Annotated in this window: 16 protein-coding genes; 5 read left to right on the top strand and 11 right to left on the bottom strand. The window is 71.1% G+C overall.

What is annotated here, in order from left to right:
- The first annotated feature begins 239 nt into the window (after window positions 1-239).
- Entirely contained in the window at window positions 240-1,508 is a 1,269-nt protein-coding gene (locus GA0070561_RS01430; protein WP_167362324.1) for a DNA sulfur modification protein DndB, read from the top strand.
- A 297-nt stretch (window positions 1,509-1,805) separates the two neighbouring features.
- Here GA0070561_RS01430 and GA0070561_RS01420 read toward each other — a convergent pair whose 3' ends face one another.
- Window positions 1,806-2,174, bottom strand: a complete 369-nt coding sequence (locus GA0070561_RS01420) for a DUF4180 domain-containing protein (RefSeq protein WP_091393725.1) — start codon at window positions 2,172-2,174, stop codon at window positions 1,806-1,808.
- Complete coding sequence (locus GA0070561_RS01415) at window positions 2,167-2,619, bottom strand: helix-turn-helix domain-containing protein (protein WP_091393723.1); 453 nt, start codon at window positions 2,617-2,619, stop codon at window positions 2,167-2,169. Before GA0070561_RS01415 ends, GA0070561_RS01420 begins: the two co-directional genes overlap by 8 nt.
- Window positions 2,620-2,787: 168 nt before the next feature.
- Here GA0070561_RS01415 and GA0070561_RS01410 point away from each other — a divergent pair, with 168 nt between their 5' ends.
- Window positions 2,788-6,117: an ATP-binding protein gene (locus tag GA0070561_RS01410; protein WP_091393720.1), complete on the top strand. Its 3,330-nt coding sequence runs from the start codon at window positions 2,788-2,790 to the stop codon at window positions 6,115-6,117.
- Between the two features lie 117 nt (window positions 6,118-6,234).
- Here GA0070561_RS01410 and GA0070561_RS01405 read toward each other — a convergent pair whose 3' ends face one another.
- Genes GA0070561_RS01405 through GA0070561_RS01395 form a run of 3 tightly spaced genes read right to left on the bottom strand, consistent with a single transcriptional unit; the run spans window position 6,235 to window position 8,684 of the window.
- The gene (locus tag GA0070561_RS01405) at window positions 6,235-7,092 is read right to left on the bottom strand and encodes an ABC transporter permease (protein ID WP_091393718.1); all 858 of its coding nucleotides are present in this window, start codon (window positions 7,090-7,092) and stop codon (window positions 6,235-6,237) included.
- Window positions 7,089-8,102: an ATP-binding cassette domain-containing protein gene (locus GA0070561_RS01400; RefSeq protein WP_091393715.1), complete on the bottom strand. Its 1,014-nt coding sequence runs from the start codon at window positions 8,100-8,102 to the stop codon at window positions 7,089-7,091. The genes GA0070561_RS01405 and GA0070561_RS01400 overlap by 4 nt, the downstream gene beginning before the upstream one ends.
- A 27-nt stretch (window positions 8,103-8,129) precedes the next feature.
- Complete coding sequence (locus GA0070561_RS01395) at window positions 8,130-8,684, bottom strand: NADPH-dependent FMN reductase (protein ID WP_091393712.1); 555 nt, start codon at window positions 8,682-8,684, stop codon at window positions 8,130-8,132.
- A gap of 129 nt (window positions 8,685-8,813) precedes the next feature.
- Between GA0070561_RS01395 and GA0070561_RS01390 the strand changes: the two genes are divergently transcribed.
- Entirely contained in the window at window positions 8,814-9,329 is a 516-nt protein-coding gene (locus GA0070561_RS01390; protein ID WP_091393709.1) for a GNAT family N-acetyltransferase, read from the top strand.
- Between the two features lie 25 nt (window positions 9,330-9,354).
- On the opposite strand, the gene GA0070561_RS01385 is transcribed toward GA0070561_RS01390, so the two are convergent.
- Entirely contained in the window at window positions 9,355-10,341 is a 987-nt protein-coding gene (locus GA0070561_RS01385) for an aldo/keto reductase (RefSeq protein WP_091393707.1), read from the bottom strand.
- Between the two features lie 82 nt (window positions 10,342-10,423).
- Window positions 10,424-11,176, bottom strand: coding sequence for an SDR family oxidoreductase (locus tag GA0070561_RS01380; RefSeq protein ID WP_091393704.1), 753 nt, complete (start codon window positions 11,174-11,176; stop codon window positions 10,424-10,426).
- A gap of 102 nt (window positions 11,177-11,278) precedes the next feature.
- Between GA0070561_RS01380 and GA0070561_RS01375 the strand changes: the two genes are divergently transcribed.
- Window positions 11,279-12,121 carry a helix-turn-helix transcriptional regulator gene (locus tag GA0070561_RS01375; RefSeq protein WP_091393701.1) on the top strand — a complete coding sequence of 281 codons (843 nt, stop codon included), beginning with the start codon at window positions 11,279-11,281 and terminating at the stop codon, window positions 12,119-12,121.
- Here GA0070561_RS01375 and GA0070561_RS01370 read toward each other — a convergent pair.
- Complete coding sequence (locus GA0070561_RS01370) at window positions 12,079-13,086, bottom strand: ArsR/SmtB family transcription factor (protein ID WP_091393698.1); 1,008 nt, start codon at window positions 13,084-13,086, stop codon at window positions 12,079-12,081. The genes GA0070561_RS01375 and GA0070561_RS01370 overlap by 43 nt on opposite strands.
- 130 nt (window positions 13,087-13,216) lie before the next feature.
- On the opposite strand from GA0070561_RS01370, the gene GA0070561_RS01365 reads away from it, so the two are divergent.
- Window positions 13,217-13,747 (top strand): nuclear transport factor 2 family protein, encoded by a 531-nt coding sequence (locus tag GA0070561_RS01365; RefSeq protein WP_167362323.1) that lies wholly within the window; start codon window positions 13,217-13,219, stop codon window positions 13,745-13,747.
- A 78-nt stretch (window positions 13,748-13,825) separates the two neighbouring features.
- Here the strand turns inward: GA0070561_RS01365 and GA0070561_RS01360 are convergent, their stop codons facing one another.
- The 3 genes from GA0070561_RS01360 to GA0070561_RS01350 form a co-directional block, all read right to left on the bottom strand.
- Complete coding sequence (locus GA0070561_RS01360; RefSeq protein WP_091393693.1) at window positions 13,826-14,521, bottom strand: hypothetical protein; 696 nt, start codon at window positions 14,519-14,521, stop codon at window positions 13,826-13,828.
- Between the two features lie 78 nt (window positions 14,522-14,599).
- Complete coding sequence (locus GA0070561_RS01355) at window positions 14,600-15,451, bottom strand: aldo/keto reductase (protein WP_244166022.1); 852 nt, start codon at window positions 15,449-15,451, stop codon at window positions 14,600-14,602.
- 97 nt (window positions 15,452-15,548) lie between these two features.
- On the bottom strand, window positions 15,549-16,514 hold the full coding sequence (locus GA0070561_RS01350; protein WP_091393686.1) for a LysR family transcriptional regulator: 966 nt from the start codon (window positions 16,512-16,514) through the stop codon (window positions 15,549-15,551).
- Window positions 16,515-16,525 lie beyond the last annotated feature (11 nt).

Here is a 16,525-nt window from a genome sequence, read left to right as displayed (position 1 = left end):
ATCTCCAGGCGGTGGCGTGGCGTTGCTCGTCGTACACGGTCTGCACCCGCAGCGGGTTGGCGCTAGTGAGCACGAGCGTGCCGAGCCGGTCGACGGCAGTTCTGTCGACACTCGACCCACCGACTACGCGTTGTTCTTCAACATAAGATCTTAATCTTGTCATGTTGCGTCTTGAAGGCTATGGTTAGCGCTCCATGCTGGACGGTAAGATCTAGCAGACAACCCTAATGAGGCATTGGTTGAGCATCTCCATCGATCCGCTCCGCCTTTCGAAGCCGACCAACTCGAGCACCTACCTGGCCATCAAAACCATCCAGGGTGGCCGCACCGTCTACACGACCCGGGTGCCGCTGTTGGACCTGCCCACCGTCCTGCCCCTGCCCGACCCTGAAAATGTCGACAAGGACAACCGCAAGGTCGACCGACTGCACGCGAAGCGATTCGGCATCTACCTGCACGAGAAGCAGGACTGGGTCGCGCCTGCCCTACTCGCCCGTGACAGCGGCGGCTGCCGGTTCGAGCCGGTCGACGCCGCCGGTCAGGTCGGCTACCTCACCATTCCCTGGGCCATCGGGGGAATTTCGTCGATGCGCACCATCGACGGCCAACACCGAGTCCTCGGTGTGCACATCGAGAAGCAGCGAATTTCAGACGCGATCGCAGACCTCGACCGAACCATGGCCCGCAAGGTCAGCGCTGAGCGAGCCTTGAAACTACAGGCGGAGCGCGAGAAGTTGGTCGCCCAGATGCAGCGCCTCTCCGACGAGTTCGTCGGCCTGGATGTCTACCTAGAGCCAGACCCGATCAAGGCGCAGCAGATGTTCGTGGACGTTGCTGACAACGCAAAGGGCATCAGCAGTGCCGTGCGCGCTCGCTTCGACAACTACCGGGTCGCCAACCGCACACTCGGAGACATTGCCGAGCACCCGATGCTCAAGGGCCGCGTCGATGCCCAGCAGGATCGAATGACCGCGAAAAACCCCAAGTTCATGGGCGCGAAACACGTTGCAGACCTAACTCGTGCGGTAATTGCTGGGCCCGGCGGTCGAATCAGTCCCAAGGCTGAGAAGACCATCTCCGACGGAGAGGTCATTGAGGAGGTCAAGGAGTTCCTCGACGTCATCTCGACCGCATTCACGGGGCTGGCTACCTTGACTGAGGAGGACCCGGAGATCGAGCTGCGGGCCGGCGAACTGACCGAAGCCCAGAAGTTGCGCGCGTCCTCGCTGCTCGGATCCGTTGGCATGCTGCGCGTTTTCGGGGGTGTCTTCCACAACCTACGCGAGGGCAGTAACCCCGCCGAACCCGGCGACATCATCGTGTTTTTCAAGCAGCTCGACCCGTACATGGCAGCCCCGATCACCGAAAACAGCTTCTGGTACACCAACCCGGAGACGAAAGAAGACTTCGAGTTGAACGCCATGGCGCCGATCATGCGCCAGCAGAACATCGTTCATCTCGTTAACGTAATCACCAACTGGTATAAGAAGCGTCCCGCCTTCCTGTAATTCCGCATGACCGAGGCGGGACGCGAACCAGCTGGTTTGCGCCCCGCCTCGTAGCTTGTGATGGATGCCGTTCCTGCCGCTGGGGGCGTCACTGTGGGCCGCGGCCCCGCCGTCGGTAGTTGGCGCTTCGGCTTCCCACGAAACCTTGTACTCGTCACGATGCTGGCCACCCTCAATCGACAGGGTCTCTGAGGCCAGCAGTCTGAACCTCACCGATCTGCGCCGCGAGCAGGCCCGGGTGAGGGCGGTCGAGGCGGACGACGTCGAGATGAGGGTTGTCGCCGGCGGGTGAGGTGGCTATCGGGCGGCGCGGAGGCGGGTGTCGAGCGCGTCGAGGTCGGGGACGAACCAGATCTGCCCGCCCTGGTTCGACTCGTGCACCAGGGCGCGCAACGCGGAACTCTCCGCGAGTTGCGCCGAGATGTCGCCGACGACGGCCAGCCGCACCCGGTAGTTGACGAACTTCTGCATCACGTCGCCGGCGAAGCGGGTGCCCAGCGAGAAGAAGCGTTCGTCGAGTCGGTTGGCCGGCACGGCGACCACCTGGGCGCCGAGGAACGCCGCCCCGATCAGGTCCAGCGCGTCCTGTTCGGTGGCCACCGGCGGCCCCGCCGGGTCGCAGACCAGCACCGGCACTCCGGCGCGTTCCTGGATCTGGTCAGGCATCGTGGACCTCCCGGTCGAGCAGGCCGTTGTCGGCGTTGAGTACGGCGTCGAGCAGGTGCAGCAACTCGGCGGTGGCGGCCGGGTCACCCAGGATGATGATCTTCAGACGGTGGCGTTCCTCGTCGTGCACCGTCTGCACCCGCAGCGGGTTGGCCTGGTCGTGGCCGGTGTTGGCGCTGGTCAGCACGAGCGTGCCGAGCCGGTCGGCGGCGGCTCTGTCGACACCGTCGATCTGGACGATGCTCGACACCTCCGCCTGCCTGGCGACGCTGGGCGCGGTCGGGGCCTGTCCGGTGAGGGCGTCGAGATCGCTGGCGGCGATCCGGTACTGCTTGCCGATCCGCACCGCGCGCAGCCGGCCCGAGCGGATGTAGCCGCGCACGGTACGCACATGCAGGTTGAGCCGGTCGGCCACCTGCTCAACTGAGTACATTTCTTCCGTCATCGCTCCCTATGCTACCCGAATAAGGAAGTATGAGGAGTGATGGGGCTGACTCGTTGGCGACATCAACTCCAAAGGATCCGAACCCACCTGGACCGGTGAGGCTCCGCGAGGCTTATGGCCGGCTAACTCGCTCGCGCTGTCGGACGGGTCCAGTACCGTCTGGAAACCATGGACGCCCTCGGCGACGCCATCATCGGGCGGGATCACCCCGCGGGTCTGCTGCGCGCCGAGTTGGACCGCGCCACCACCAGCCACGGCGGTCTCGCCCTGGTCACCGGCGAGCCGGGCATCGGCAAGACGACCCTCGTCACGTCGGCGGCCCGGGAGGCCCGGCAGCGAGGCGCGCTGGTGCTCGGCGCCGCCTGCTGGGATTCCGACAGCGCTCCCGGCTACTGGCCGTGGTTGCAGGTGCTGCGTGCCCTGCGGCGCTCCGCCGACGACTGGGCGGTGGCGCGGCAGTCCGCCGAGCCGGCCCTCGCGGCCCTGCTCGGCCAGTCCGGTGCCGGCGGCGAGCAGGCCGGTCGCCTCGTCAGTTGGGCCGGCGTCGACCCCGGCCCGGACGCCGCCGACCAGGAGGCGTTCGCGCTGTACGACGCGGTGACCGCCGCCCTGGTCGCCGTCTCCCAGCACCGGCCGGTCGTAGTCGTCCTCGACGATCTGCACTGGGCCGACCCGGCCTCACTGCGGTTGCTGAGCTTCGCCGCCCAGCACACCTGGTTCGAGCGGCTCCTGCTGATCGGCACCTACCGCGACGCCGAGGTCGAGTCGGGCGAGCATCCGCTGCGCCCACTGCTGATGCCGCTGGTCGCGAAGGCCACCACGATCACCCTCACCGGTTTCACCCGCGACGAGGTGGCCGCACTGATGACCCGGACCGCCGGCCGGGAGCCCGAGTCCAGCCTGGTCGACGAGGTGCACCGGCGCACCGGCGGCAACCCGTTCTTCGTCGAGCAGACCGCGCGGCTGTGGCACGCCGACGACGCGGTCGGCACGATCGCACCCGGCGTACGGGAGGCGGTGCGCCGCCGCCTGGCCCAACTGCCCGCCGCCGTGGTGGAGGCGCTGACCGTCGCCGCCGTACTGGGTCGCGAGTTCCACCGTCAGGTCCTCGCGGCCTGCGCGGCCGCACCGGCGGCGCAGGTCGACCGGCTGCTCGACCGGGCGGTGACCGCTCGACTGGTGGTCGCCCGGGGCGGTGGCCGGTTCGCCTTCGCCCACGACCTGGTCCGCGAAACCCTCTACGACGGGCTGACCGACGACGACCGGCGGGCCCGCCACGGCGCGGTCGTCCGGGCGGTCGACGACCTGCGGGAGCTCACCGACCGGCTGATCCCGGCCGACCTGGCCCGTCACGCCTACCTGGCCGGCCCCGCGCTCGACCGGGGCCGGGTGGCCACGCTGCTGGTCGCCGCCGGGCGGGACGCGTTCGCCCGGCTGGCCGGCGACGAGGCGGCGGTGCACTTCCGCCGAGCCCTCGAGGTCGTCGAAGACCCGGCACAACGAGTGCGGATCCTCGTCGAGTTCGCCGAGTCGCACTATCACCACGCCCGCCGGGAAGAGGTCACGCGACTACTGGCCGAGGCCGCCAGGCTGGCCCGCTCACTCGACGAACCGGTGCTGCTGGCCCGGGTCGCGCTCACGGTGAACCGCTCCCGCCAGGTGGATACCGCCCAGTCGACCGAGGCGGCGGAGTTGGTCCGCGAGGCGTACCGCCGGTTGATCGGCGAACCGGACGCCACCGCGACGGTCGGCGCCCTGGTCGCCGACCTGATCACCGCCAGCGAGACGATCGCCCGTCGAGGGCAGGACGACGAGGCGCTCACCTTCAGCCTCTGGGCCCGCCACGACACGACCTGGGGGCTCGGCACCGCCGCGACCCGAGCCGCACTCACCGCCGAGATCCGGGACGTGGCCCGTCGGACGGGCGACCGGGAGACCGAGCTGTGGGCGACCTCGCTGCGCTGGGTGGCGCTGCTGGAACTGGGCGACCCTCGCTTCGCCGAGGAGCTGACCACCTTCGTCGACGCCGAACGGCAGGGCGACTTCGCCCGGCACCGGATGGCAGCGGCCGTCGACAGCGGGATCATCGCGGCGTTCCAGGGTGACTTCGCCACTGCCGACGAGCGGTTCGCCGTCCTCACCGACCAGACCGACCCGGGCCACACCGAGTTCGGGTTCATGGGCCACCACCTGCGCTGGTCCCGATTGCTGCTCCAGGGCCGGGTCGCCGAGGCCGCCGCGCTGGTGGACGGGCTGGCCCCGATCGACTACCCCTACCGGGAGCTGCTGCGGGCGATCACCGCGGCCGAGCGGGGCGACGGCGAGACGGCGATCCGGCTGACCGCCGGCATCGAGGCCGACGGCATCCGGTACCCGCGCCCGGTGTCACCGCTCTGGCTACGGCTACGCGCGCAGGCCGCCGCCGCGTCCGCCGACCCGAAGCGCTGCGACGCCGCGCGGGCCGCGCTGGCGCCGCACCGTGGAGAGTGGACGGTAGGGCTCTTCGGCTGCGACATCAGTGGCCCCGTCGACCACTGGCTGGCGCTGATCGACGCCGCCCAGGCACGCTGGGACGACGCCGTCGCCGGCTTCACCGCCGCTCGGGACTCCGCCGACCGGCTGGGCTCCCGGCCCTGGTCGCTGCTCGCCCGCACCGGCCTCGCGAACGCCCTCGCCGGCCGAGGCCACCCGGGCGACACCGCTACGGCGGCCTCGCTGCGCGCCGCCGCCGTCCAGGAGGCGACCGCCCTCGGCATGACGCAGGTGCTCCACCGGCTCGCCGCCCCGACAGCCCCCGACGCCGACCTCCCGAACCAGGCCGTCGTATCGGTCCAGGCCGGTGGGTCGGGTCAGGTGGTGGCGCCGGGCCAGGTTGCTGATTCGGGCCGGGCCGTCGGGTCGGTTCAGGTCGTCGCGCCGGGCCAGGCCGCGCCGGTCGCGACTGCGATCCAGGGGTACGAGTTCCGGCGCGACGGGCCGGTCTGGCAGCTCGCGTACGACGGTGTCGTGGTGCACCTGCCCGACGCCAAGGGCCTGCACGACCTGCACCTGCTGCTCAGCCGTCCGGGCAGCGACGTACCGGCGGTCGAGTTGCTCGACCCGGCGGCCGGGCCGGAGCTGGTCGCCGCCCGCCGGATGGGCGCCGACCCGGTCCTCGACGACGAGGCGAAGGCCCGCTACCGGCGGCACCTGGCCCGCCTCGACGAGGAGATCGACCGGGCCGCCGCCCGCGACGACGACCGGAAGGTGTCCAAGCTGGACGCCGAACGGGGCGCGTTGCTCGACGAGCTGCGTGCCGCGGCGGGCCTCGCCGGCCGGAGCCGCCGCCTGGGCGACGAGGCCGAACGGGCCCGCAAGACGGTGACCGCGCGAATCCGCGACACGCTCCGCAAGCTCGACGACCGACACCCGGCACTGGCGAGCCACCTGCGCGACGCCGTCTCCACCGGCACCACCTGCCGCTACCTGCCGCCGGAGCCGCTGCGCTGGCAGCTCTAACCCCACCCCCAGCCCTCCGCGATCTTGCACTTTCGGTCGCCGGTTCAGGGGGATTTGCCACCTTTGCCGGGACAGTAAGTGCAAGATCGCGGGGGTGGGGTGGGGTGGGGATCACTGTCAGCGGCGGTTGTACCTGTACATGGTCAGGGTGCCGAAGACCAGGACGAAGCCGGCGCTCCACAGCAGCAGCCACATCGTTGCCGACGGGTCCGAGTCGCCGCTCATCGCTCCCCGGATCGCGGCCACCAGCTGCGTCACCGGGTTGACCTTCACGAACGCCTGGAGCCAGCCGGGCATGGTGCTCGGCTCGACGAAGACGTTGCTGAGGAACGTCAGCGGGAACAGCACCATCATGCTGACTCCCATCACCGACTTCTCGCTGCGCAGGATCAGCCCGAAGAACGTCCACACCCAGGAGAACGCGAACGAGAAGATGACCAGCAGCCCGATTCCGGTGGCGACTCCGACCACTCCGCCTTCGGGGCGGAACCCGAGCACCAGCCCGAGACCCAGGATCACCACGGCGGCGAGGATGTAGCGCAGCACGTCGCCGAAGATCATGCCGACCAGGGCGGCCGGGCGCCAGACGGGCAGCGTCCGGAATCGGTCGAAGATGCCCTTCTCGATGTCGGTGTTGAGGCCGATGCCGGTGTACATGGTGATCATGACGACGCTGGTCACCATGATGCCGGGCAGGAAGAACTGCAGGTATTCGCGCGGGCTGCCGGCGAGGGCGCCACCGAACAGGTACGTGAACATCAGCACCATGATGATCGGGAACGCGGTCACGTCGAAGAGCTGCTCCGGCACGTGCTTGATCTTCAGCATGGCCCGCCAGCCGAAGGTGAGCGACGCGCCCAGCGCGCTCGGCCGGGGCGGTCGGGCACCTGGCGCGAGCACGGTAGCCAGCGCCTCGGCGGACGGCACGTAGACGGACGGCGCCCGTTCGGCGGTGGTGGTCGTGGTGTCGCTCATCGGGCTGCCTCCAGCTCGTCGTCGCGCTCGTCGGTCGGCACGGCGGGATGGTCGGTCAGGGCCAGGAAGACCTCGTCCAGGCTCGGCTGGCCGAGGGAGAAGTTGTCGACCACGATGCCGGCGCGGGCCAGGTCGCTGAGCGCCCGAGCGGCCTGGGCGCTGGCGTCGAGGTCGGTGCCGGCCTCGCCGACGCGGGCGGTCAACGCCACCGGATCGGCGGCGAGCTGCACCGGCACGTCGAGCGCCTCCCGGAGCACCCGCTCCGCCTCGGGGCGCTGAGCGGGGTCGCGCAGTCGCAGGTGGACGGTGCCGGAACCGATCGACGACTTCAACTCACCCGGGGTGCCCTCCGCGATCACCCGGCCGTGGTCGACGACCGCGATCCGCCCCGCGAGCTGGTCGGCCTCGTCGAGGTACTGGGTGGTCAGCAGCACCGTCGTGCCGTGCGACACCACCGCCCGGACGATCTCCCACACCTGGTTGCGGCTGCGCGGGTCGAGGCCGGTCGTCGGCTCGTCGAGGAAGAGCAGATCCGGGGTGTTCAGGATGCTGGCGGCGATGTCGATGCGTCGCCGCATCCCGCCCGAGTACTTCTTCACCTGGCGGTCGCTCGCGTCGGTCAGGCCGAACGCGGCGAGCAGGGCCGCGGCGCGCTCCCGAGCGGCAGGCTTGCGCAGGCCGAGCAGGCGGGCGAGGAGCACCAGGTTCTCCGTGCCGGTCAGGTCCTCGTCGACGGAGGCGTACTGGCCGGTGAGGCTGACCCGGGAACGGACCTTGTCGGCCTCGGTGACCACGTCGTGCCCGAAGACCCTGGCGGAACCGCCGTCGGGTCGCAGCAACGTGGCGAGCACCCGGACCGCCGTGGTCTTGCCCGCGCCGTTCGGGCCGAGCAGACCGTAGACGGTGCCGGCGGGCACCTGGAGGTCGATGCCGGCCAGCGCCCGGGTGTCCCCGAACGAGCGGGTTAGCCCCTCGGCCTCGATGGCCAGGCCGGTGGTGCGTCTACTCATGATCCTTACCTTTCGTGTTGGACGTGTTCAGGAGACGTAGGGTCGGGCCGCCCGGCCGTCGCGCAGTGCCAGACCCCACCAGCGCAGCTGGTCGAGCAGGACACCGACGTCGCGGTGCAGCTCGTCGGTGCACTGGGCGGTCGGCTCGCCGGCGAGCAGGTCGATCCCGACGACGTCGCGCACCGTCATCGCGTGCAGCGCGGTGAAGACGGTACGGAGCTGGTCGACCGCGTGCAGGCCGGTGGACCGACAGCCGTACGACACGAAGCCGACCGCTTTGGCCTGCCACTCGTCGTACGCGTAGTCGATGGCTTGTTTCAAGGGTGCCGGGAAGCTGTGGTTGTACTCGGGGGTGACCACGACGAACGCGTCCGCCCGGCCCACCTCGCGGACGAACGCCCGGATGGACGCTGTCGGCTCGGCGGGGTAGGTGGCCGGGAAGTCGTACTCGGTCAGGTCAACGACCGTCACCGCCAGGTCGTCGTGCCGCGCGGCCTGCTCGACGAACCAGTGGGCCAGCCGGTCGCCGACCCGTCCCTCCCGGGTACTGCCGACGATCACGGCGATCCGCAACTGCGTCATGGCCACCCCCTTCCACACTGAAGGCGCGAGGTGACGACGCGCGCCCGCTAGATCCGATCTAGCGGGCCGGGTTCGGGGGCGAAATGTCGGTGGGATCGGCTTGACTGGGGGTCGACGAACGGGGGCGGAATGGCACAGGTGCGCATCGAGCAGTGGCACGAGGACGACCTCGACCTGCTGCGGCAGCTCAACTCACCGGACACCCGCAAGCACACCGGCGGCCCGGAGACCGACGAGCAGGTGCTCGCCCGGCACGACCGGTACGTGCACTTCTCCGGCACCGAGCAGGGCTGCATGTTCACGATGGTTCTGCCGGACGGGACGCGGGCGGGCAGCGTCGGCTACTGGGCCCGCCAGTGGCGCGACCAACCGGTGTACGAGCTGGGCTGGGCGGTGCTGCCCGCGTACCGGGGGCAGGGGCTGGCCACTGCGGCGGTGCGCGCGGTGGTGGACGTGGCTCGCGCCCGACGGGACCGGCACTACGCCCACGCCTACCCCTCGGTCGACAATCCGGCGTCGAACGCGGTGTGCCGCAAGGCCGGCTTCACGTTGCTCGGCGAGACCGGCTTCGAATACCCGCCGGGGCAGATGATGCGGGCCAACGACTGGCAGCTCGACCTGACCGCCCCACCGACCGTGAGCTGAGGTCGGCGGGGCGGCCGGTGACAGGTCACCAGGTGGTGTCGAGGCGGTGCCGTTGCTCGGCGGTCAGCTCCAGGTCGACCGCTGCCAGGCTCTCCTCCAGTTGCGCCACCGACGAGGCGCCCACCAGCGGGATCGACGGCAGCTCACCGCCCAGCAGCCAGGCGAGCACCACCTGGTTGACCGTCGCGCCGCACTGCCCGGCCACCTCCCGCAGCGCGGCCAGTCGCCGGGGCGCGCTCGGCAGGTCGTACGCCGAGCTGAGCGGCTTGTCCGCCCGGGTGAACGCCCCCTTGAGCAGCGGCGAGTACGCCACCAGGGTCAGCTCGGGCTCGGCACGCAGATAGCTGAGCAGGTCGCCGCTGACGCCGCCCGGCTCGCCGTCCGGGTCCAGTTCGCTGATCAGGTCGGTGCGGTTCGGCAGGTAACTGCGGTGGTACTGGAGCACCTCGTACCCGGGCAGGCCGGCGGCGGCGGCCAACGCGCGGGCCCGCTCCACCCGCCAGGCCCGGTGGTTGCTGGCGCCCAGCAGACCCACAGTGCCCTCGGCGACCAGCTCGGCGAAGCCCTCCACGGTCTCCTGGAGCGGCACGGTCCGGTCCTCGATGTGCGCGTAGAGCAGGTCCAGCCGCTCCACCCCGAGCCGTTCCCGGCTGCGCTCCGCGGACTCGCGGATCACCTTGGCGGAGAGGCCCTCGGCGTTGTCCAGGTAGCTGGTCCCCGGGGCCAGCGGTCGGGCACCCAGCTTGGTGGCGATGACGATCTCGGCGCCGACGCCCCGGCTGCGCCGCCACCGGCCGAGCAACTCCTCACTCTGCCCGCCCTGGCCGCCGTCCACCCAGAACGCGTAGTTGTCCGACGTGTCGATGAACGTGCCGCCGGCCTCGACGTACCGGTCCAGGATCGCGTACGAGGTGGCCTCGTCGGTGGCGCTGCCGAAGAGCATCGCGCCGAGGCTGAGCACGCTGACCTCGCGCCGGGTCGCCGGGTCTGCGCCGATCGTGCGGTACCGCATGGGGGTCTCCTCTCGTGCGCCCTTACCGGTGGGCGCACGGGTCACACTGCCGGCTGGAGCGCACTCCAGGTCAAGCGCTCAGTCACCAGGGCAGCACGCCGTACCCACCGCCGGCGTCCATCTGGAAGCCCCAGAGCAGCCCGCTCGGGCCGTCGGCCGGCAGGGTCGCCAGGTGCACGCTCACCTCGGCGCCCTGCTCGGCCGTGCGGAAGCCACTGTTGCCGTTCAGGTCGGTGGCGCAGTAGCCCGGGTTCGCCGCGTTCACAGTGATCGGGGTGTCCCGCAGCTCCTTGGCGTACATCGCGGTGAGCATGTTCAGCGCCGCCTTCGACGACGGGTACGGCACGGAGGTCAGCTCGAACAGCGCACCGTTCGGGTCGGTCATCACCGCGATCGAGCCGACCTCGCTCGACACGTTGACGATTCTGGCGGCCGGTGCCCGGCGCAGCAGCGGCAGCAGCGCGTTGGTCACCGCCACCACCCCGAAGACATTCGTCTCGTACAGCCGGCGCAGCGTCGCCACTGTCGTCTCGCTGGGCAGCCCCCGTGCGCCGTCGGCGAGGATGATGCCGGCGTTGTTGACCAGCACGTCCAGCCGGCCGTACTCCGCCTCCACCCGCTTCGCGGCGTCCGTCACCGACTCGGCGTCGGTGACGTCGAGTGGCACGAACACCGCGTCCGCGCCGCCGTCGCGCAGCTCCCGCTCGGCGGCCCGACCCCGCTCGGCGTCCCGTGCCCCCACCAGCACTGTCATCCCGAGGGCGCCGAGCTGCCGGGCGGTGGCGAAGCCGATCCCCTTGTTGGCCCCGGTGATCAGGGCGGTCATGTTCGTCATGCCGTCGAGCCTCGCCGGGCTGGCCGCGCCCGGGGAGAGCCGGGCCGAGGCTGGGACCGGTGGTACCACCCTCGCCGGCCCGGCCCGGGGCATGCTGGGGGCATGACGAGCAGCGGGCTGCAGCGTGACGAACTGGCGGCGTTCCTGCGTACCCGCCGCGCCCGGTTGCGGCCCGCCGAGGTCGGGCTCCCGGAGGGTGAACGCCGACGCACCCCGGGGCTGCGCCGGCAGGAGGTCGCCCAGCTCGCCGGGATGTCGATCGACTACTACATCCGGCTGGAGCAGGGCCGCGGACCGCACCCGTCCCGGCAGGTGCTCGCGTCGATGGCCCGGGCGCTGATGTTGAGTCGGGACGAGCGCGAGTACCTGTTCCGGATCGCCGGGGAGAACCCGCCGCGTACCGTCGGCCCGAGCCGGGAGGTGACGCCCGGACTGCGGCACCTGCTCGACGCCATGACCGAGACCCCGGCGTACCTCGTCGACGCCGCGTACCACGTGCTGGCCTGGAACCACCTGGCCACGTACTTCGTGGGTGATCTCGCCGCCGTGCCGGACGCGGACCGCAACATGATCCGTTGGACGTTCCGGCAGCCTGCGACCGACGCCCACTGGACCGACGCGGACGCACGCTGCTTCGTGCAGAGCACGGTGGCGGACCTGCGCGCCGCCTACGGTCGCTACCCCGCCGACCCGGCGATCCGTGAGCTGGTCACCGAACTGCTCGGCACCTCGCCCCGGTTCGCCCAGCTGTGGGCCGAACACGACGTCGAGGAGCGGCGTCCCATGATCAAGAAGGTGCCGCATCCCCGCCTGGGGTCGTTGGAGTTCGAGTGCCGGGTATTGCTGGTGCCGGAGACCGAGCAGCGGCTGATCGTCTACGTCCCCGAGCCCGACTCGCCGACTCAGGCGGTGTTTCGCCGGATCGCGGAGCGCGTCGCGCCCTGACCTGCCCGGCAGCCGACCAGCCCGTCCCCGTGGTCGGACCGCCGGTAGAGCACGCTGTGGCGCTCCCGAGTGCGCACCACCAGGCCGGAGCGCAGCAGCACGCCCAGGTGGTAGGAGACGGTGGCCGGGGCCAGCCGGTGCCGTTCGCTGAGCTGCCCGGTGGACCGGGGAACGTCCAGGTCCGCCAGGATCGCCGCCCGGCTCGCACCGACCAGGTCACCGAGCCGATCCGCCCTGCGCTGGACTGTCGGCCCGGCGCCGACCGGGTAGACCAGCACGGCGTTGCCCTCGTCGCACAGCTGGGTGGAGAGCTGAGGCCAGGCCAGCGCCGACGGCGCGAGCACCAGCTCCGCGCCGGTCAGCGCGGTGGTGATCCGGTACGAGCTGTCGATGGTCAGCGACCTGCCGGTCCAGCCGACCTTCGGGTGCAGGCTGTTCAGCATGCTGCCCACTCCGGCGGTGGCCATCGTGGTGGCTCGCAGGGCCAGCTCGGCCTCCAGCGTGGTGCGCACAGTTGGCCACTGCTCGGCGAGCGCGGCCCGCCAGAAGTGGCGCAACCCGTTGGTGACCCGCCGGGCCAGGGTGCCGTCCTCGACCGCCGTGCGGATCCGCGCCGGGATCCCGCCCGCCGGAAACCGCTCGTTCACCTGCGCCGCCACCTCGTCGGCGGGCGTCGCGGCCGTGGCCGCCAACTGCTGCTCGAAGGCCGCGTCGAGCGGACCCAGCGGCGGCTTGGGCGTGAGTAGGTCCGGCGTGTAGCCGAGCCGGCCGGGCGGCGTCACCAGCTCCGCGACCACTGCCACGTCGGGGTGTCGCAGCGCGGCGCGGGCGGCCGGACCGGGATCGCCGTGCACCGGGTGCCCGAAGCGCGACAGCGCGGCCCGCAGCCAGGACGTCACCTCCGACGCTGGCGAGATCGCCAACCGGAGCCGCGCGAGGCTCGAACCGTCCAGGTGAGCGACCATCACAGCCCGGATCGTACAAGCGGCGGCATCGATGTGTGGTCCGCATTCGAGCTGGTTCGAATCACTGGCCGACCGCGTGGCGGGCCGGGTTGGCTGCGACGGCACCACCACTCGTCCGAAGGAGAACCCGATGCGTCCACCCGCCTCCGCCCGTCCCGCCGGCCGGCTCGGCCGCACGATCGCCCTGCTCGGGCTCACCGCCGGCCTGCTCGCCGCCGCTCCGGCCGCGGTGTCGGCCGCCACCCCCGGCCCGGACGACACCACAACCGGGGACGCGGCGGCCCGCGGCTGCGAGCGCGCCTTCGACCGCGCCGTCCGGGCGTACGTGGAGACCACCGCCCGGCGCGACCTGGACGGCTTCGCCGCGCTGCTGCACCCCGATGTCACCTCCGTCTTCGCCTCCGACGGGGAGGTGCTCGACGGCAAGCGAGCCACAGTGGACTGGCTGCGCGGGTTCTTCGCCGACGACTCGTGGACCCAGTCCTTCAGCGTGGCGAAGCAGACAGTGGTGGGCTGCCGGACGGGCTTCGTGCTGTTCGACTCCGTCTACGCGGTGCCGGCCACCGGCACCAGGGTGCCGCTGTTGATCGGGGTCAGCTACACCTACCAGCACGGCCGGTGGCTGGTGCTGCAGAACCAGGACTCCGTGGGCCGGATCTGACCACGGAGGCTGGCAAGGGGTCGCCAGCCGGGGGCAGGGGCGGGCGCCCCAGCAGCGGCACGCGCCCCACGGCGGCGTTCAGGCGGCCTTCTCGAAGGCGGCCACCGCCAGCGGCGCAATCTTCGCGATCAGCGCGCTGCCGGCCGCCAGGTCACCGTTGCTCGCCGCGGCGTCCACCTGCATGACGAAGTTGCCGCGCACCAGGACGAGAGTGCACTGGTGTCGGATCGCCTTCCCGCTCAGCCGCTCGCAGAAGGTGATCACGTCCGGGCCGTCAGGCAGCGGCGGGGGCGACGGCCGCAGGATCGTCGACGTGCGCCCGTCGTCGGGCACCTCGTACTCCTTGCACGTCGACAGGACCGACCGCAATTCGTCGGCGAGCTTGCGCCCCGGCACCTTCAGGTAGCCGACCACGTACTGCCGGATCCACACGGACTCGCCGTCCCAGATCCGCTCCCGGTACGCGGTGCGTTTGATGTCCGACGGCAGACTCGCCTTGCAAAGGGAGATCAGCTTCCACGCCTCGGTGTTCTCGTCGGTGTACTGCGCCGTCTCCGGATGGAACTTTGCGTCCAGGTTCAGCATCGCTGCGGTGACCCGGCTGCGGACCTCGGCCGTGGAGGTCGGCGCCGGACGTGGCTTTGGCGGGGTCGGCGAGGCCGATACCGAAGGCTCGGACCAGCGGGGAGCCTCGGCGGCCTGGCTCGGCGCGCAGGCCACTGGCCCGAGTAGAAGCAACGACAGCAGAGCCGGGGTGGTGCGGCGGAACGACATTGCCGGGGACGGTCCTTTCACGGCGAAAGGGGGCCCGTCCGGACCCCCTTTCGCTGAGCGCCGCCGCCGGCTCAGGCGTTACTCGGGCAGGTAGGCGAAGGTGTCCGGGTTCGGGCCCTGCCGGCCGGCCTCGCCCTTGTTCAGCGCGGTGATCCGCTCCATCGCCGCGTCGTCCAACTCGAAGTCGAAGATCCGGGTGTTCTCCTCGATCCTCTTCGGGGTGGTCGACTTCGGGAAGATGATGTCGCCGCGCTGCACGTGCCAGCGGAGCACCACCTGCGCCGGCGTCCGGTCGAGCTGCCCGGCGATGTCGACGACCGTCGGGTCGTCGAGCACCTTGCCCTGGGCGATCGGCGACCACGCCTCGGTGAGGATGTTGTGCTCACGGCCGTAGGCGCGGACCTCGTCGTTGGTGAAGTACGGGTGCGCCTCGATCTGGTTGACCGCCGGCACGACGGTCGCCTCGTCGGCCAGCCGCTGCAGGTGCGACACCTGGAAGTTCGACACGCCGATCGAGCGGGCCCGGCCGTCGCGCTGGAACTCCTCCAGCACCTTCCAGGTCGAGACGTAGTCGCCGTCGTACAGGGTCGGCAGCGGCCAGTGGATCAGGAACAGGTCGATGTAGTCCATCTTCAGCGCCGCCAGCGTCGAGTCGAACGCCCTGCGGGCGTCGTCGGGGCGGTGGAAGGCGTTGTTCAGCTTGCTGGTCACGTAGACCGAACCCCGGTCGAGGCCGGACACGCGTACCGCCTCGCCGACCTCGGCCTCGTTGCCGTACATCTCAGCGGTGTCGATGTGCCGGTAGCCCACCTCCAGGGCGGTGGTCACCGCCGCGACGGTGTCCTTCGGCTCGATCTGGAACACCCCGAAGCCGAGCTGCGGAATGGTGGTGCCGTCGTTCAGGCTGATGTCGGGAATCGTGATTGCCACTGCGGCTCCTTCGCGTCTTCGTGTCCTGTCATCCATACCCGGGTGGGTGGACGATCCACCGCCCAACCGGGGGTGACGAACACAACGGCCGGTCGGTTCACCCGGTCGTGTCGAACAGCACCGGCCACGGCCGTGCCGCCGGCACCGACGTCGCGGCCGGCGCGGGCGCGGTGGGCTCGGCGTCGGCCAGCACCTCCGCGGCGAGCTGGCCGAACATCGCCGCCGCCGGGTGCGCCGACCGGTCCGGCCAGGCCGCCGAGGTGCGCTTGGCCAGCGGCGCGTCGGTGATCGGCCGCCAGGCCATCCGGGGTTCCCGGCGGGCCACCGTCGCCGGTTCCACGGCCACCCCGCCGCCGGCCAGCACCAGCCCGAAGAGAAATTCCGGGTTGCGGGCCGGCCGCACCCGCCCCGGGCGCCAACCGTGCTGCCGGCACACCGCCAGCAGGTGGTCGTGCCACCCGGGGGCGGTGGCGCGGGGAGCGGCCACCAGGTCCAGACCGGCCAGCGACGCGAGCGTCACCTCGCGGCCGCGGGCCAGCGGCGAGGTGCGCGGCAGCAGCACCCCCAGTGGTACGTCGACCGGGGCGCCGAAGCGCAGCCCGTCCGCCGCCACCGGGTGATGCACGAGCCCCACGTCCAGGGTCCGCTCGGTGAGCATCCGCACCTGCTCGGCCGTGGTCAGCTCGTGCAGCTCCACGTCCAGGCCGGGCGCCCGGGTGGTGAGCCCGTCCAGCAGCGAGCGCAGCGTCACGGCGGGTGTCTCCGGTGGCACCCCGGCCCGGAGTACGCCCAGCTCACCGGCGCGGATCTGCCCCATCAGGCTGCGGAGTCGGCCCTCGCCGGCGAGCAGCTCCTCCGCCTCGCCGAGCAGCAGTTCACCGGCGGTGGTCAGGCGTACCTGGCGGCGGGACCTGTCGAACAGCTCGACCGTCAGTTCCCGTTCCAGCCGCTGGATCGACTGGCTCAGCGGCGGCTGGGCCATCCCGAGCAGCTCCGCGGCCCGCCCGAAGTGCAGTTCGTGTGCGACCACCACGAAGTGCCGCAGGTGCCGGAGCAGATCCACGCCGGGACCCT

Source organism: Micromonospora saelicesensis (assembly GCF_900091575.1).
Lineage (GTDB): Bacteria > Actinomycetota > Actinomycetes > Mycobacteriales > Micromonosporaceae > Micromonospora > Micromonospora saelicesensis.
This window is presented reverse-complemented; position numbering and strand designations above follow the sequence as displayed.

Coding starts and splice junctions, on each gene's coding strand:
- GA0070561_RS01420 (WP_091393725.1), bottom strand. CDS start 2,174: ATGCCTGACCAGATCCAGGAACGCGCCGGAGTGCCGGTGCTGGTCTGC.
- GA0070561_RS01415 (WP_091393723.1), bottom strand. CDS start 2,619: ATGACGGAAGAAATGTACTCAGTTGAGCAGGTGGCCGACCGGCTCAAC.
- GA0070561_RS01410 (WP_091393720.1), top strand. CDS start 2,788: ATGGACGCCCTCGGCGACGCCATCATCGGGCGGGATCACCCCGCGGGT.
- GA0070561_RS01405 (WP_091393718.1), bottom strand. CDS start 7,092: ATGAGCGACACCACGACCACCACCGCCGAACGGGCGCCGTCCGTCTAC.
- GA0070561_RS01400 (WP_091393715.1), bottom strand. CDS start 8,102: ATGAGTAGACGCACCACCGGCCTGGCCATCGAGGCCGAGGGGCTAACC.
- GA0070561_RS01395 (WP_091393712.1), bottom strand. CDS start 8,684: ATGACGCAGTTGCGGATCGCCGTGATCGTCGGCAGTACCCGGGAGGGA.
- GA0070561_RS01390 (WP_091393709.1), top strand. CDS start 8,814: ATGGCACAGGTGCGCATCGAGCAGTGGCACGAGGACGACCTCGACCTG.
- GA0070561_RS01385 (WP_091393707.1), bottom strand. CDS start 10,341: ATGCGGTACCGCACGATCGGCGCAGACCCGGCGACCCGGCGCGAGGTC.
- GA0070561_RS01380 (WP_091393704.1), bottom strand. CDS start 11,176: ATGACGAACATGACCGCCCTGATCACCGGGGCCAACAAGGGGATCGGC.
- GA0070561_RS01375 (WP_091393701.1), top strand. CDS start 11,279: ATGACGAGCAGCGGGCTGCAGCGTGACGAACTGGCGGCGTTCCTGCGT.
- GA0070561_RS01370 (WP_091393698.1), bottom strand. CDS start 13,086: ATGGTCGCTCACCTGGACGGTTCGAGCCTCGCGCGGCTCCGGTTGGCG.
- GA0070561_RS01365 (WP_167362323.1), top strand. CDS start 13,217: ATGCGTCCACCCGCCTCCGCCCGTCCCGCCGGCCGGCTCGGCCGCACG.
- GA0070561_RS01360 (WP_091393693.1), bottom strand. CDS start 14,521: ATGTCGTTCCGCCGCACCACCCCGGCTCTGCTGTCGTTGCTTCTACTC.